This is a genomic window from Bacteroidales bacterium, from assembly GCA_014860585.1.
In the GTDB taxonomy this organism is placed as follows: domain Bacteria; phylum Bacteroidota; class Bacteroidia; order Bacteroidales; family 4484-276; genus RZYY01.
Genome location: JACZJL010000027.1, coordinates 21,437 through 36,580, shown reverse-complemented (window position 1 = coordinate 36,580; position 15,144 = coordinate 21,437). Strand labels below are relative to the sequence as shown.

Here is a 15,144-nt window from a genome sequence, read left to right as displayed (position 1 = left end):
TATCCTGTTTGCAACCAACTTACACTCAGACTATGAAGAGGCCACTCTTTATCAATTTAAAAATAAAGACATTCAGTATGAGACAGATAACTAAAATTTTTCGCAAAAGCCTACGCTGGTACTTATTTCCGGTTTTAGCTTTATTCATGATCCTTGGCATCAACAGTTGTGATAAGAATGATGAACCGGATTTCAATGCCGATTTTAGCTTTGAATACATCGACGATAATCATGTCAGGTTTATCAACAATTCATCAGGCGAGTATTACTGGCTGGTTTGGAATTATGATAACGGAACTGTTGACACCCTTACAGACAAGAAACAATCGCCGGAGGTTTACTTTTCACTTGCAGGCAATTATGATGTGATGCTGCAGCTTACCAATTATTATGGTTCGCAAAAATCGGTTACAAAAACTGTGAGCATAACAAAAGATGACTTGCTGGTAAACTTCACTGCTGAAATTGACCCGGCCAATCCAAACTATGTTTTGCTTACCAATACCACCCTTGGTACTTATGATTCCTTCGTGTGGAAATACCTTGACCAGGAGGTGGAGAATGAGATGGAACATACCGCCTATTTCCCTTACGCAGGGGATTATACGATCCAACTGGTAGTTACACTTAACAATACCGACTTTTCCCATTCCCAACCTGTAACCATTACAGAGGACGACCCGAACTACAATCCAAATCTTATTTGGGCTGAAGAGTTCAATTACACCGGCAAACCTGATCCGGCAAAATGGAATACAGAAACCGGAGGCACCGGCTGGGGTAATGAAGAGTTGCAATATTATACCGATTCCGAAAGCAATGCCTATGTGGAAAACGGTGTCCTCACCATTACAGCCAGGGAAGAACAGGTTGGAGGAAGAGACTACACCTCGGCACGAATAACGACCCAGGGCAAATTTGATGTAAAATACGGCAAGATTGAAGCCCGTATTAAACTTCCCTATGGTCAGGGCTTATGGCCGGCATTCTGGATGCTTGGCGCTAACTTCGATCAGGTGGGCTGGCCGGCATGTGGCGAAATTGACATCATGGAGATGGTTGGTGGTACAAATGGAGACAATACCTGCCATGCAACCCTGCACTGGGACAATGACGGTGAGCATGCGCAATATGGTCTGTCATACACTTTGACTTCCGGTATTTTTGCTGACAATTTCCATGTATTTGCCGTTGAATGGGATGATCAGGAAATAAGAGCCTATGTGGATGATATTCAATATTATGTCGCAGATATCACACCTGCAGGGCTGAGCGAATTTCAAAATAATTTTTTCATTATTCTGAATTTAGCCGTTGGTGGCAACTGGCCTGGTCCGCCCAACGCCAGTACAGAATTCCCGCAAACCATGCAGATTGACTGGGTCAGGGTTTATCAGGAATAAGTGATAAGGTATTTTGGTGTTTAGTTATGTTTGTTCAAAGTGGATAGATTGAAATCCTCCGGACTTCAATAAACGATTTGACAGCATATGAGGCAGCCGGTTCTTTTTTTAATGAATTATTTTACCATAGTTTTAATTAATATTTTGCCAGGCTGCCTCATTTTTTTATTGTTCCGGCCATCAGCTTACACCGGAAACAAATTTCTTTTCCTTAATTAGCTAAAACAAGATGAAGCAGGGACGTTGGATTGTCAGTTCCAGTGTCATGCTTTTGTCCACAAGGTTGATACAACAAAGATGAGCAAAGAACAAAAATATACAGTTAAGATTTCTCTCATCGTTGCGTTGGGCGGCTTTCTGATGGGTTTTGACGCTTCCGTCATCTCCGGGGTTGTCAGGTTTATCGAACCGGAGTTCAGCCTCACCAAGCTGCAACTGGGATGGGCTGTGAGTTCGCTTACCCTTACTTCAACGTTGGGGATGATGATAGCAGGTCCGCTGAGCAATGCTTTCGGACGGAGGTATGTCCTGCGATGGGCTGCCGTTTTTTATGCCGTGTCAGCGCTTGCTTCAGCCTTCGCCCCGGATTTCACCACACTGGTCTTCGCCCGCATGCTTGGAGGTTTTGGTGTTGGCGCTTCGCTCATAATTGCTCCGATGTACATTGCCGAAATAGCCCCTTCCAACCTGCGGGGAAGGCTTGTTTCGTTCAATCAGCTCAATATTGTTCTCGGCATCTCCGTGGCTTTCTTCACCAACTACATCATTCTTCGCCTGAGTCAGTCCGATTTGGCTTGGGTCAATAACATGGGTATTGACCTGCATCAATGGCGTTGGATGTTGGGGATTGAAACGTTGCCCGCAATTTTGTATTTCGGGTTTTTGTTCTTTGTTCCGCGCAGCCCGCGCTGGCTGATGATGAAAGGATGGGACTCCGAAGCGTTACAAGTATTGAAGAAAGTTTCAACCGTGGAACAGGCACTCAAAGATATGGAAGCAGTGAAGGCGAGCTTTGTAAATGCTGCGCCGGAGAAAAAAGTTCCATTATCTGAACTATTCAAACCTGCTCTGCGCATTGTGGTGCTGATTGGCATTGTGGTGGCAATATTGCAACAAATAACCGGCATCAATTCGGTGTTCTTTTATGCTCCAATGATCTTTGAACAATCGGGGATCGGTGCTGATGCTTCATTTTCCCAGGCCATACTGGTTGGACTTACAAATGTTGTTTTTACCATTTTGGCCATCCTTTTCATTGACCGGTTTGGACGGAAAGTGTTGTTGATCTTCGGATTATCGGGAATTGCCATCAGCATGTTGATCCTTTCGTGGGGTTTTTACAATGCCACCTATACGTTAACAGATGAGGACATTAGCAGCCTGCCCTCACATATTGACCTCGGCAAGATAGAGCCATTCAAGGGAAAAACTTTCACCAGCGACGTGGAGTTCAAACGCGAAATTGATCAGGTGTTTGGAACTGTTGAAGCAAAAAAAATTGAATCCGATCTGATAGCTGCCGCTACCAGCATGAACTCCTGGTTGATTCTGCTGGGGATTATCGGTTTTGTGGCCTCCTTTGCCATATCTTTAGGACCTGTCATGTGGGTCTTATTCTCCGAAATCTTCCCAAATTATATCCGCGGCCTCGCCATTTCGTTTGTCGGGTTTATCAACTCGGGAGTGAGTTTCCTGGTGCAATTGGTTTTCCCCTGGGAGCTTGCCACCCTGGGTAATTCTTTCACTTTCCTCATCTACGGGCTTTTTGCCGTAGTTGGACTGGTAATTATTTCGATCATTCTTCCCGAAACAAAAAATAAATCCCTTGAAGAACTTGAAGGTATTCTGATCAGGGAAAAGAAAATTAGATAGAGCCATGAAATTTTACATCCTAATATTGATGTCCATACTTTACACAGCAATCGCCACTTCCTGCGGACGCAGCGCAGATCCGAATTCAACAGTGCCGAAAAAAGTGGAATTGAAGAAAGAGTCATACGGCTTTCAGATTTATGTGAATGGAGAGCCATATTACATGAAAGGTGCAGGAACCGACGGCCACGATCCAGCATCTGTGGCAAAGTACGGCGGAAATACCATGAGAACATGGAGTACCGGAAATGAGCATTTTTCGGGAAAAGAATTACTGGATGGCGCCCACGCCAATGGACTGATGGTGGTGATGGGGCTGAACATTGCCCGCGAACGTCATGGGTTTGATTATGATGATGAAGCCGCTGTAAAAAAGCAACTTGAGTTTGTCAGAGAAGAAGTAATGAAATACAAGGATCACCCGGCGCTGCTTGCATGGGGGATCGGCAACGAGCTTAATCTGCGCTACACCAACAAAAAGGTGTGGAATGCCGTGAATGAGATTTCGGAAATGATAAAAAAAGTTGACCCAAACCATCTGACAACAACCATGATTGCCGGCGCCAGTCCAGAAGTCATCCAGGCCGTTTCCGAACGTGGTAAATCGCTCGATTTCCTCAGTTTTCAATTGTATGGCAGCATCAATAAACTCCCGGGTTACATTGCCGAAAGTGCTTATGAAGGTGCTTACGCAATGACCGAATGGGGTGTGACCGGTCACTGGGAGGTTCCGCTGACAGCCTGGCATCGCCCCATCGAAGAAAACAGTCACATCAAAGCCATGGCTTACAAAGAACGATATGAAAAGTTCATTGCCGCCGACACCTACCACTGCATCGGTTCATTTGTTTTCCTTTGGGGGCAAAAACAGGAGCGCACACCCACCTGGTATGGCATGTTCCTCAAATCGGGTGAGAAAACCGAATCGGTAGATGTGATGCAATACCTCTGGACTGGCGCCTGGCCCGAAAACCGCGCTCCGCAATTGCAACATTTTCTGATTAATGGACTAACGGCCTACGACGATGTCTATCTTTCCCCTGACGGGCAATTAGAAGCCGAAGTGCTGGCCACTGATCCCGACGGCGACAAGCTGAACTATTTTTGGGAAATATTACCGGAAGTGCCCGTAGATCAGCAAAGCGATGGCGGCGATTTCGAACCGCGTCCAACAACACTGCTTGGTATGGATTCAACCGATTACCGCATCTTCATCAATGCACCCGAAGCACCCGGCGAATACAGGCTGTTTGTTTATGTTTTCGATGGCAATAACAATGCAGCCACTGCCAATATTCCTTTTTATGTGAATTAGAAAAATGATCATGAAAAAGAAAAATAGCTATAAACTCCTGCTGCTGTTCGCCCTGTTTGGTTTTCTGGCCTGCAATCCGGCACAGCAACGCGATAACAAATCCGAAACCAAACCCATGCAAACAGAAATCATGCTGCTCAGCAGTGTTTCCGAAGCGGTCTGCTACTCAGGCTTTCGCAGCGGCCAGCACCCTGACCGCGGCAATGGCGCTATAAATCCAACCTACGAAGAAATCCTCGAAGACCTGCAAATCCTTGCCGATCAAACGCCATTCAGACTCTTCCGCCTTTACGATTGCGGGGAAAACAGCCGGATGGTGCTCGAAGTGATCAGGGAGAATAACCTCGATTTCAAGGTGATGCTCGGGATTTGGCTGCGCGCCGAACTCAGCGCCCACCAAACCTGTGAATGGCTCACTGAACCTATTCCACAGGAAACCCTCGATGAAAATAAAAAACTCAACGACAGCGAAATTGCCGCAGGGATCAAACTGGCGAAAGAATACAGCGATATCATCGTGGCCGTGAATGTAGGCAATGAAGCGCTGGTTGAATGGAACGACCACAAAGTTTCGGTGGATTCGGTGATCGCTTACGTGAAAAGGGTGCAACAAGCCATCGAACAACCGGTTACGGTAGCCGACAACTACAAGTGGTGGGCCGATCATGGAAAAGAACTCGCAGGCGTTGTGGATTTTGTGGCCATTCATACTTACCCCGTTTGGGAAGAAAGAGATATTGACGCAGGGATGAGCTATACCTTGGAGAATGTAGAAGAGGTGAAGGCGGCACTTCCCGGGGCGAAAATCGTGATTGCTGAGGCAGGATGGCCATCCGTCGCCTCCGAGTTTGGCGAGCGGGCAAGCCAGGAAAAACAACAAAGATACGTCAGCGAACTGATGGGGTGGTCAAAAGAGAACAATATCACCACATTCATTTTCGAGGCTTTTGACGAAGACTGGAAAGGTGACCCGGGCAACCCGCTGGGCGCCGAAAAGCACTGGGGGCTGTTTACTGTGGATCGGCAACCCAAGATGACAATCGGAATTTTAACAAACCCAATAGTTGATTAAAATAACCTAAGCTGGACAAATTAAAAAATTACAAAAAGCAAAAGACAAATTTCAAATAAATCACAATATTCAAAGTATCAAAGATTCAACCTGAAAATGTGTATGAAGATCTGAAACAGTTTTGTATTTTAATTTTTTAAAGTTCGAATTTATTTGTGTTTTGACATTTGACATTTGAAAATTCTGCCAAAAAAGTAAGAAACTCAATGAGCAAGACCGGAGCAAAACTATCAGTCGGCGAAAAAGTGGGGTATGGCCTGGGCGATACCGCTTCGCACTTTGTGTGGGACATGGTAGGGTTCTGGATTTTGATCTTTTACACCGATACGTTCGGGATTTCGGCTGCTGCTGCCGGAACCATCATGCTCATTGCGCGTGTGTGGGACATGGTGAGCGACCCACTGATGGGCGTCATTGCTGACCGCACCAACACCCGCTGGGGGAAATTCCGCCCCTACCTGCTCTGGATGGCGCTCCCCTACAGCGTGCTGGCCGTCCTCACCTTTACCACCCCCGACTTTGGAACCACCGGAAAAGTAATTTACGCCGGAGTAACCTACTTCCTGCTGATGACCGTCTTCACAGCCATCAACCTGCCATATTCATCCCTGGGTGCGGTAATGACCTCCGACTCCTACGAACGAGCCGGTTTAAATTCCTATCGTTTCATCTTTGCCTTTGTCGGACAGTTTATTGTAACCGGCGCCGCCCTCTATCTGGCCGGCTATTTCGGTGGCGGCGACACTGCCAAAGGCTACCAATACACGCTGACACTCTTTGGCGCCATAAGTTTCGTGTTGTTCATGATCACCTTTAAAACCACCCGTGAAAGGGTAAGCCCACCGCCGGCGCAGCAAAAAAATCTCAAGGAAGACATCCGAAACCTTTTCCGCAACCGTCCCTGGGTGATCCTGTTTTTTGTTGGCATTATCTCTTTCGTGATGTTTGCCATCCAAAATCTTTCCATTGCCTATTATTTCAAATACTACATCGGCAAGGAGGAGAGTGTGCAGTTGTTCAACATAGTCAGCACCATAGCGCTCATCCTCGGCATACCGTTGTCGAAACCCTTGGCAAAGCGTTTTGGCAAGCGAAATGTTTACATCGCCAGCTCATTGCTCTCCGGCTTCTTTTTCATTTTGCTTTACCTTCCCGGCAACGAAAATATTTACTCCATTTACATCATCAACATTCTGGCAAAATTTACCTATGCCCCAGCTGTACCACTACTTTGGACCATGCTTGCCGATACTGCCGATTTTTCAGAATGGCAATTTGGCCGACGCGCCACCGGCCTGGTTTTTTCGGCAGCAACTTTTGCCCAAAAAGCAGGATGGGGAATCGGCGGCGCACTTGCCGGATGGCTGCTTGCACTCTATAAATTTGTGCCCAATATTGAGCAAACAGCCACTTCGCTCAACGGAATAAAGTTAATGATCTCTGTGTACCCGGGGATTCTATATATGTCCTGCGCTATCCTGCTTTATTTCTATGCTATTGATCACAAAACCTGCCTGGCGATGGAGCGCGATCTGGAAAAACGCAGGGAAAGTTTAAGCCATTCAAATTGATATGAAAAGATTTATTACTACTTGTTTCATCCTGATTTTCTTCATCTCATCATGTGTTCAAAGCAACAAGGTGGAGACAGAGCTAAAGGATAACGGCTGGCGGCTTCTGGTCAACGGAGAAGCTTTGATGGTAAACGGCATGAACTGGGATTACTTTCCCATTGGCACAAATTACATGTACAGCTTATGGAACCAGCCCGATGACTTCATCCGGAAAGCGCTTGACGATGAGATGACAATGTTCAGCAACATGGGTGTGAATGTCATCCGCGTTTACACTGGCATTCCGCAAAAGTGGATACAATACATCTACGAGAACTACGGGATTTATACCATGCTGAATCACTCTTTTGGCCGCTACGGCCTTACCCTCGATGGCGGATGGGTGGGAAACACGGAGTACAACGATCCCCGCGTGAAAGCTTTGCTTTTAAATGAAGTGAAAACCCTTGCGGCTCAATACAAAGATACCCCCGGACTTTTACTTTTTCTTTTAGGAAATGAGAACAACTACGGACTTTTCTGGGGAGGCCCCGAAACGGAGGATATTCCGATGGTTGACAGGCAATCCACCATCAGGGCGAGGCACATGTACAAGCTCTTCAACGAAGCCGCATTAACCATGAAAGCCATTAACCAAAACCATCCGGTTGCCATTTGTAACGGAGACCTTTTGTTCCTCGACATCATTGCTGAGGAGTGCCAGGATGTGGATATCCTCGGTATAAATGTTTACCGGGGAGTTTCATTTAACGACATGTTCGACAGGGTCAAAAATGAATACGGTAAACCCATTCTGCTCACCGAGCTTGGCGCCGATGCTTTTAACGATATCAAACAACAGGAGGACCAATGCGCGCAGGCGTATTACCTGCATGGAAACTGGAGGGAAATTTACGAAAATGCTGCCGGATTGGGCAAAGCAGAAAATTCCCTCGGTGGGTTTACTTTCCAGTCGGGCGACGGATGGTGGAAATATGACCAAACCTTAAACCTCAATCTTCATGATAACCACGCCTCCTGGTCAAACGGCGGCTACCTGCACGACTATGTTGATAGCATAAACAACATGAATGAAGAATGGTTTGGCATCTGTGCCAAAGGACCGACGGATGAAAATGGCCATTACCCACTGATCCCGCGTGCAGCCTATTATGTCCTTATGGAGGCTCACCGGATTGATCCTTACGCTGCCGGAGCCTCCCTGAAATCCATTCAGCGCCATTTTGAAGAGATCAGCATTTCGGAAGCCTACAAAAATGCTCTTGGCGAGGAGGCGGGAGATTGCTTTGTGGGAGATATCAAATTAGATTAATCGAAACTTTGACTGTGTGATTTAATATGAAAAGACTTTTACCATACCTGATTGCATTTTTTGCGGCATCGTTGACGATCTCCTGCTCTCAAAGTACGGAAATCACGGATAAAACTGCAGCCGAAATATTGGGCAACCCTCACTATCAGTCTATCTCTTACGGAGGATACCGGGAGAATACCAGGGATATTCAGCCGACAATCCCCCAATTGAAGGAAGACATGAAAATTTTGTCGGTAATGGGGATCAAATTACTGCGCACATACAATGTTCATCTTGATGAAGCTGCCAATCTGCTGGAGGCCATCAAACAATTGAAACAGGAAGACCCCGGTTTTGAAATGTATGTGATGCTTGGCGCCTGGATTGACTGCAAAAATGCCTGGACCGACCTTCCCGACCGCATCCGCAACGAAGAGAGCGGGCGCAATGCCGTGGAAATTGCGAGAGCCGTTGAACTGACCAAACAATACCCTGACATCGTCAAAATAATTGCCGTCGGCAACGAAGCTATGGTACACTGGGCATGGAATTATTATGTGGAACCTGCCATCATCCTGAAATGGGTGAATCATTTACAAAATCTGAAAAAAGCCGGCGAATTGTCCGAAACGCTTTGGATTACAAGCTCGGATAATTTTGCTTCGTGGGGTGGCGGCGGATCGGAGTACCATAAAGATGACCTCAACGAGTTGATCAGGGCGGTGGATTACATTTCGATGCACACTTACCCCATGCACGACACGCACTATAATCCCGATTTCTGGGGAGTGCCGGAGGAAGAAGAAATGTTATCCGATCTGGAAAAAATTCATGCTGCCATGGACAGGTCAATGAATTACGCCGTCATGCAGTACGAAAGCGTGGTGAATTATATGCAAAGCCTTGGAGTGAACAAACCTGTGCATATCGGCGAAACCGGCTGGTCAACAAAGTCAGACGAATTATATGGCGATGAGGACTCACGGGCAGTGGATGAGTACAAAGCAGCACTTTTCTATTGGCAATTGAGGGAATGGACAAACAGCAACGGCATTGCCTGTTTCTATTTTGAAGCCTTCGACGAGCAATGGAAAGATGCCGCCAACCCCCACGGATCAGAAAACCATTTCGGACTGATCAACCTGCAATCGCAGGCAAAATACGTCCTGTGGGATATGTTGGATGAAGGGGTTTTCGACGGGTTGACCCGCAACGGAAAACCGATCACCAAAACCTACAACGGCGACAGGGAAGCAATGATGAAAGAGGTGAAGGCGCCGCCAACAGTTTGGGAAATCAAGCAACGAACAAAACAAAACTGATTTATAATATGAAATCAATTATTTACTATCTAATGCTTGCAAGAAAACGATTATACTATGATTTTCAACAGTTTATTTACCCCTACCCTAAAGGGAGTAAACTGTTGAAAATCAGTGCTCCCTTTAGGGTTGGGGTATTCACTGATTTTCAACTATTAAAGTTTTCTTGCAAGCAGCACCTAACAGGTATTTTTCTAATAATGATACTTATGAACAGTTGCATGAAACCGGAAAAATTGAATGTGGAAATTTACGAAACCTCCCAAAGCGGGAACCGGATGACCAGATTGGTTGAATTTCCTACTGCTGAAGACCTTGTTGAAATTTATATTTTACCTGAAGAGAGATTTCAAAAAATTACCGGCTTTGGCGGCTCATTTACCGAAACCTCGGCTTACCTGCTCAACCAGCTAAGCCCTGAAAACCGCAACAAAATCCTCGAAGCCTACTTCGGCGAATCGGGCGCACAGTATTCGCTGACAAGAACCCACATGAACTCCAGTGATTTTTCCATTGGCAATTATTCCTATGCACCGGTTCCGGATGATTTGGAACTGGAATACTTTTCCATTGAAGAAGATATGGACGACATCATTCCCATGATCAAAGATGCCATGGCCATTTCAAAAGAGGGCTTCAAAATCATCTCATCGCCCTGGACAGCTCCACCGTGGATGAAAGACAACAACGACTGGCGCGGCGGAAAGCTTTTGCCAAAATACTATGACACCTGGGCTTTATTTTTTTCGAAATACCTTGAAGCTTACCGCGCTGAAGGCATTGACATCTGGGCTTTTACTGTGGAAAATGAACCGCTGGGCAACGACAGCAACTGGGAAAGCATGCACTTCACCCCGGAAGAGATGAACGAGTTTGTAAAAAATCATTTAGGCCCAAAACTGAAAGCTGAAGGACAGAAGGTGAAGATTTTCGGATTTGATCAGAACCGCGACGAAGAAATGATACATTGGGTGGATGCGATGTATGACGATGCAGAAGCAGCGCAATATTTCGACGGAACCGCTGTGCATTGGTACGCCAGCACCTACGATTATTTCCCCGAAGCCTTGCAATATGCCCATCAAAAAGCGCCCGACAAACACCTGATCAACACCGAAGCGTGTGTGGATGCTGAAGTTCCAAAGTGGAAGGATGATGCCTGGTACTGGTCGAAGGAAGCTACCGACTGGGGCTGGGACTGGGCGCCGGAAGAGCACAAATACCTTCATCCTAAATACGTACCGGTGTTCAGATATGCCCGCGACATCATCGGCTGTTTAAATAACCAAGTGGATGGCTGGGTTGACTGGAACATGGTACTCGACAGGCAGGGCGGCCCCAACTGGGCAAAAAACTGGTGTGTAGCCCCCGTGATCGTTGATCAGGAGCAGGATGAGGTTTATTTTACCCCGCTGTACTACACCCTCGCACATTTCAGCAGGTTTATCCGACCAGGCGCCACAAGGATTGGGTTCGATAATCCATCCGAAGACCTGATGGTTACTGCCGCTGAAAATCCAGATGGAACGATCGCTGTAATCCTCTTCAACCCAAATGACGCTGAAAAAGCAATAAAACTTTCACTTTTCGGCAAATCCATCGAATTTACCATTCAAGGCAAGGCAATACAAACCATACTAATACCGACAGCAGGCTAACAACCAACTAATAAATTTGCAAGCTATGACAACTTATGAAACACCGCTAAAAGACCGTGTGCCGCTGATACAGAAGGCAGCTTTCGGAGCAGGCAATCTGGTCAATAATTTATTGCCGGGATCACTTGGAGTATTCATGTTCTTTTTGCTCACGGCTTATGGCATGGATCCATTTTTGGCGGGATTGCTCGGCGGATTGCCCCGCTTTTTCGATGCGATTACCGACCCGATCATGGGCTATATCACCGACAACACCAAGTCGCGCTTTGGTCGCCGAAGGCCGTACATTTTTATCGGCGCTATTTTAAGTGGTATTTTGTTTGCCGTTCTGTGGCAGATGAACCCGGAAGACTCCCAGATGTACAACTTCTGGTATTTCCTTATCTTGTCCATCGTTTATATCATTGGCAACACCATTTACTCCACTCCGCTCATCGGACTGGGTTACGAAATGACCTCTGATTACAACGAGCGCACACGCCTGATGGGATTCTCACAAACTATCGGACAGGTGGCCTGGATGATCGTCCCCTGGTTTTGGGTGATCATTGCCAGCCCCGACTTGTTTGCAAACCAGGCTATGGGCGTACGCAAATTGTCTATTATCGTAGGTGCAATATGTCTGATATTAGGTTTATTGCCGGCTATTTTTTGTAAAGAGATTGACCAGGCCAACCTTTCTAACAGAGACGATATCACATTTAAAAATCTTGCAAAAAACTTTAAAAGCTTGATTAAAAATATGGGACTGATCTTTAAAAACATCCCATTTGTAAGGCTTTGCGGTGCAACGTTTTTAGTTTTTAACGGCTATCAGATGGTGGCCTCATTCAGCTATTTCATCATTGTTTTCTATATGTTCAGAGGCGATTATGGCGCTGCCGGCACATGGCCTGCCTGGTTTTCGACAATAAGTGCCATATCCACAGCATTCCTGATCATACCTATCATCACCTGGATGTCGAACAAATGGGGTAAAAGAAACGCCTTTATTGTTTCAACTTTCATTTCGATAGTCGGGTATGCCCTCAAATGGTGGGGGTTCAATCCTGCCAATCACTGGCTGCTTTTTATGCCCGTTCCGTTGATGGTGTTTGGTATTGGAGGACTTTTCACATTAATGATGAGCATGACTGCCGATGTTTGCGACCTCGACGAACTGAACAACGGCATGCCGCGAAAAGAGGGAACATTCGGAGCAATCTACTGGTGGATGGTCAAATTGGGACAGGCACTTGCACTCGTATTGGGCGGCCTGGTGTTGAAGATGGTAGGGTTCGACCAGAATGCATCGCTACAAAATGCCGAAACACTCACTAATCTTAGAATTGCCGATATTGTTATTCCGGCGCTAACAGCCGGTTTGGCTATTCTCGTGATGTGGAAATATGATCTGACCGAAGAAAAAGCAAGGGAAATAAAAAATGAATTGGTCAGGCGGCGGGGCGAACTGTAGCGCTAAATTTTTTCACAGTCAAATATTAGGAACTTCCAGGCAAATAAATAATAATCAATATTTTACACTATGTCCTACAGAGCAGAAAGGTTTTTAAAGTTTAAAGAATCAGGAATGATTCAAAGCGAAAGCTTCTTTGATGATAAAACAAATGACGACATCCGCAGCATGTTTGTTGAAGTGTTGGATGGCGGGGTTCATGGCTTTTGTTTCAGCATTTATGAGGATGGCCAGAAACCCGGCGATATCATTTCGGCGGGGCAGATCAGGCGGAGGATGGAAATCCTGAAGCCTTACACGGGCTGGGTGAGGTCGTTTTCCTGCATTCAGGGAAATGAATTGGTTCCCAAAATTGCCAAAGAGCTCGGCCTCAAAACACTTGTTGGCGCCTGGCTGGGCAAAGAGGAAGATAAAAACCGCGAGGAGATCGAAAATCTGATTCAACTGGCTAAAGAGGGCTTTGTGGATATTGCCGCAGTGGGTAACGAAGTGCTCTACCGTAAGGATATGGACGAAACTGAGCTTATAAATTACATCAAACTGGTGAAAAATCAGATTCCCGGCGTGCCTGTCGGCTATGTGGATGCTTACTACGAGTTTTCGAAAAGACCCGCTATAACCGAAGCCTGCGATGTCGTTTTGTGCAACTGCTATCCATTTTGGGAAGGCACAGATTTCAGGTGGGCGCTCCAGCACATGCAGCAGATGTATAACCAGGCCAAAGCAGCCGGAAATGGTAAAAGGGTCATCATTACCGAAACAGGCTGGCCAAACAAAGGCGCTAGCCTCGGCAATGCTGCGCCTGATGAATTGAGCGCCATGAAATATTTCATCAACACACAGCTTTGGGCTAAAGATGAAGAGATTGAAGTGTTTTACTTTTCCTCCTTTGACGAATCGTGGAAAGTGGGCGTTGAAGGGGATGTTGGTGCATTCTGGGGCATTTGGGACCGCTTTGAAAAATTGAAATATGTCGGTTAATCTGTTTGAAAAATTGAAAATCGAACCCGGCCGCGCCATTTGCTATTCTGGGTTCAGAGAAGGGCAGCATCCCGGCCACATCTACCCTACTTATGATGAGATCAGGGAAGACCTGTTGATCCTGCACGGCCATTGGAAATACCTCCGCCTGTTTGATTGCGACCAACACGCCGAAACAGTTTTAGAAGTTATTCGCCATGAAAAACTCGATTTCCGGCTGATGCTCGGGGCTTATATTGGCGCCGAGATGAACAACTTCAATTGCCCCTGGAATGGAGGGGTTTATTCGGAAGAGCAATTGGAATTCAACATGGTGTACAATCAAAAACGCATAGAATGTTTAATCGGGCTGGCGAAAAAATACCCGGAGATCATCTTTTCGGTTTCAGTGGGAAATGAAGCCTGTGTGGAGTGGACCGATCATTATGTCCCCGAAAGCAAAGTGATGGATTATGTGCAACAGGTAAAAGCCAAAATCGCCCAACCGGTTACTTTTTGCGAAAACTATGTGCCGTGGCTGATCAAATTGCAAAATCTGGCCGAAGCAGTGGACTTTATCTCCATACACACCTATCCCGTTTGGGAATACAGGCACATCAGCGAGGCGCTCAACTACACCAGGGAAAATTACTACGCGGTAGCAAATAAATATCCACAAAAGCAGGTCGCAATCACTGAGGCAGGCTGGGCAACAAGTTCGAATGGCAGGGGTATCCATCCTGAAAATGTGAATGAAGAATTTCAGAAGATCTACTTCGAAAAGCTGATGGAGTGGACAGCAAAAGAAAACATCCTGGCCTTTTTCTTCGAGGCTTTCGATGAATCGTGGAAAGGCTCTCCTGAACCCCTTGAGCCCGAAAAACACTGGGGTTTATTCAAGGTTGACCGGACACCGAAGGTTGCGGTGAAGCAGGTGAATGGGAAATGATCAAGCAATATTCAATATAACTGGGTAAGACTTTCAGCTTATTCTTCGGGATCAAAAATTCTCCCCGTGAGAAGACCTTTGGGGATTAGTCGGCAGTAAACAGTCTGCACCAGGCAGTTGGGCATTACCATCACCCCATTCCCCCATCAATTTCAACCGGAATCGCATCTCAGCCTAACATTAGGTTGATCAGTATATTAGCCTAAGCAACTAAAATTTGGCAGTAAAAGTTGAAAACTGCCGGTAATTTGAAAATATTCACCAATAAT

General features: G+C 46.2%; 11 protein-coding genes. All 11 read left to right on the top strand.

All coding sequences use genetic code 11. The features are described 5' to 3' along the window. Nucleotides 1-566: 566 nt before the first annotated feature. The 11 genes from IH598_02905 (at nt 567) to IH598_02855 (ending at nt 14,875) form a co-directional block, all read left to right on the top strand. Entirely contained in the window at nt 567-1,403 is an 837-nt protein-coding gene (locus IH598_02905; GenBank protein ID MBE0637448.1) for a glycoside hydrolase family 16 protein, read from the top strand. A gap of 297 nt (nt 1,404-1,700) precedes the next feature. Further along, nucleotides 1,701-3,275: a sugar porter family MFS transporter gene (locus tag IH598_02900; protein ID MBE0637447.1), complete on the top strand. Its 1,575-nt coding sequence runs from the start codon at nt 1,701-1,703 to the stop codon at nt 3,273-3,275. Nucleotides 3,276-3,303: 28 nt separating this feature from the next. Continuing rightward, a complete protein-coding gene (locus tag IH598_02895; protein ID MBE0637446.1) occupies nt 3,304-4,590 on the top strand; it encodes a DUF4434 domain-containing protein in 1,287 nt (428 codons plus the stop codon). A gap of 10 nt (nt 4,591-4,600) precedes the next feature. Then, nucleotides 4,601-5,662 carry a glycosyl hydrolase gene (locus IH598_02890; GenBank protein MBE0637445.1) on the top strand — a complete coding sequence of 354 codons (1,062 nt, stop codon included), beginning with the start codon at nt 4,601-4,603 and terminating at the stop codon, nt 5,660-5,662. 206 nt (nt 5,663-5,868) lie between these two features. After that, entirely contained in the window at nt 5,869-7,233 is a 1,365-nt protein-coding gene (locus IH598_02885) for an MFS transporter (protein MBE0637444.1), read from the top strand. A gap of 1 nt (nt 7,234) precedes the next feature. Then, entirely contained in the window at nt 7,235-8,548 is a 1,314-nt protein-coding gene (locus IH598_02880) for a hypothetical protein (GenBank protein ID MBE0637443.1), read from the top strand. A gap of 26 nt (nt 8,549-8,574) precedes the next feature. Next, nucleotides 8,575-9,852 (top strand): glycosyl hydrolase family 17, encoded by a 1,278-nt coding sequence (locus IH598_02875; GenBank protein MBE0637442.1) that lies wholly within the window; start codon nt 8,575-8,577, stop codon nt 9,850-9,852. A gap of 209 nt (nt 9,853-10,061) precedes the next feature. Then, complete coding sequence (locus tag IH598_02870; GenBank protein ID MBE0637441.1) at nt 10,062-11,510, top strand: glycoside hydrolase family 30 protein; 1,449 nt, start codon at nt 10,062-10,064, stop codon at nt 11,508-11,510. A gap of 25 nt (nt 11,511-11,535) precedes the next feature. Further along, nucleotides 11,536-12,966 carry an MFS transporter gene (locus IH598_02865; protein ID MBE0637440.1) on the top strand — a complete coding sequence of 477 codons (1,431 nt, stop codon included), beginning with the start codon at nt 11,536-11,538 and terminating at the stop codon, nt 12,964-12,966. A 69-nt stretch (nt 12,967-13,035) separates the two neighbouring features. Beyond that, nucleotides 13,036-13,947: a glycosyl hydrolase gene (locus IH598_02860; GenBank protein ID MBE0637439.1), complete on the top strand. Its 912-nt coding sequence runs from the start codon at nt 13,036-13,038 to the stop codon at nt 13,945-13,947. 19 nt (nt 13,948-13,966) lie between these two features. Then, complete coding sequence (locus IH598_02855) at nt 13,967-14,875, top strand: glycosyl hydrolase (protein ID MBE0637438.1); 909 nt, start codon at nt 13,967-13,969, stop codon at nt 14,873-14,875. Nucleotides 14,876-15,144 lie beyond the last annotated feature (269 nt).

What these genes read in the sequence shown, in the direction of transcription:
- IH598_02880 (MBE0637443.1), top strand. Translation starts at nt 7,235, where the DNA reads ATGAAAAGATTTATTACTACTTGTTTCATCCTGATTTTCTTCATCTCA.
- IH598_02875 (MBE0637442.1), top strand. Translation starts at nt 8,575, where the DNA reads ATGAAAAGACTTTTACCATACCTGATTGCATTTTTTGCGGCATCGTTG.
- IH598_02860 (MBE0637439.1), top strand. Translation starts at nt 13,036, where the DNA reads ATGTCCTACAGAGCAGAAAGGTTTTTAAAGTTTAAAGAATCAGGAATG.
- IH598_02900 (MBE0637447.1), top strand. Translation starts at nt 1,701, where the DNA reads ATGAGCAAAGAACAAAAATATACAGTTAAGATTTCTCTCATCGTTGCG.
- IH598_02865 (MBE0637440.1), top strand. Translation starts at nt 11,536, where the DNA reads ATGACAACTTATGAAACACCGCTAAAAGACCGTGTGCCGCTGATACAG.
- IH598_02885 (MBE0637444.1), top strand. Translation starts at nt 5,869, where the DNA reads ATGAGCAAGACCGGAGCAAAACTATCAGTCGGCGAAAAAGTGGGGTAT.
- IH598_02895 (MBE0637446.1), top strand. Translation starts at nt 3,304, where the DNA reads ATGTCCATACTTTACACAGCAATCGCCACTTCCTGCGGACGCAGCGCA.
- IH598_02905 (MBE0637448.1), top strand. Translation starts at nt 567, where the DNA reads ATGGAACATACCGCCTATTTCCCTTACGCAGGGGATTATACGATCCAA.
- IH598_02890 (MBE0637445.1), top strand. Translation starts at nt 4,601, where the DNA reads ATGAAAAAGAAAAATAGCTATAAACTCCTGCTGCTGTTCGCCCTGTTT.
- IH598_02870 (MBE0637441.1), top strand. Translation starts at nt 10,062, where the DNA reads ATGAACAGTTGCATGAAACCGGAAAAATTGAATGTGGAAATTTACGAA.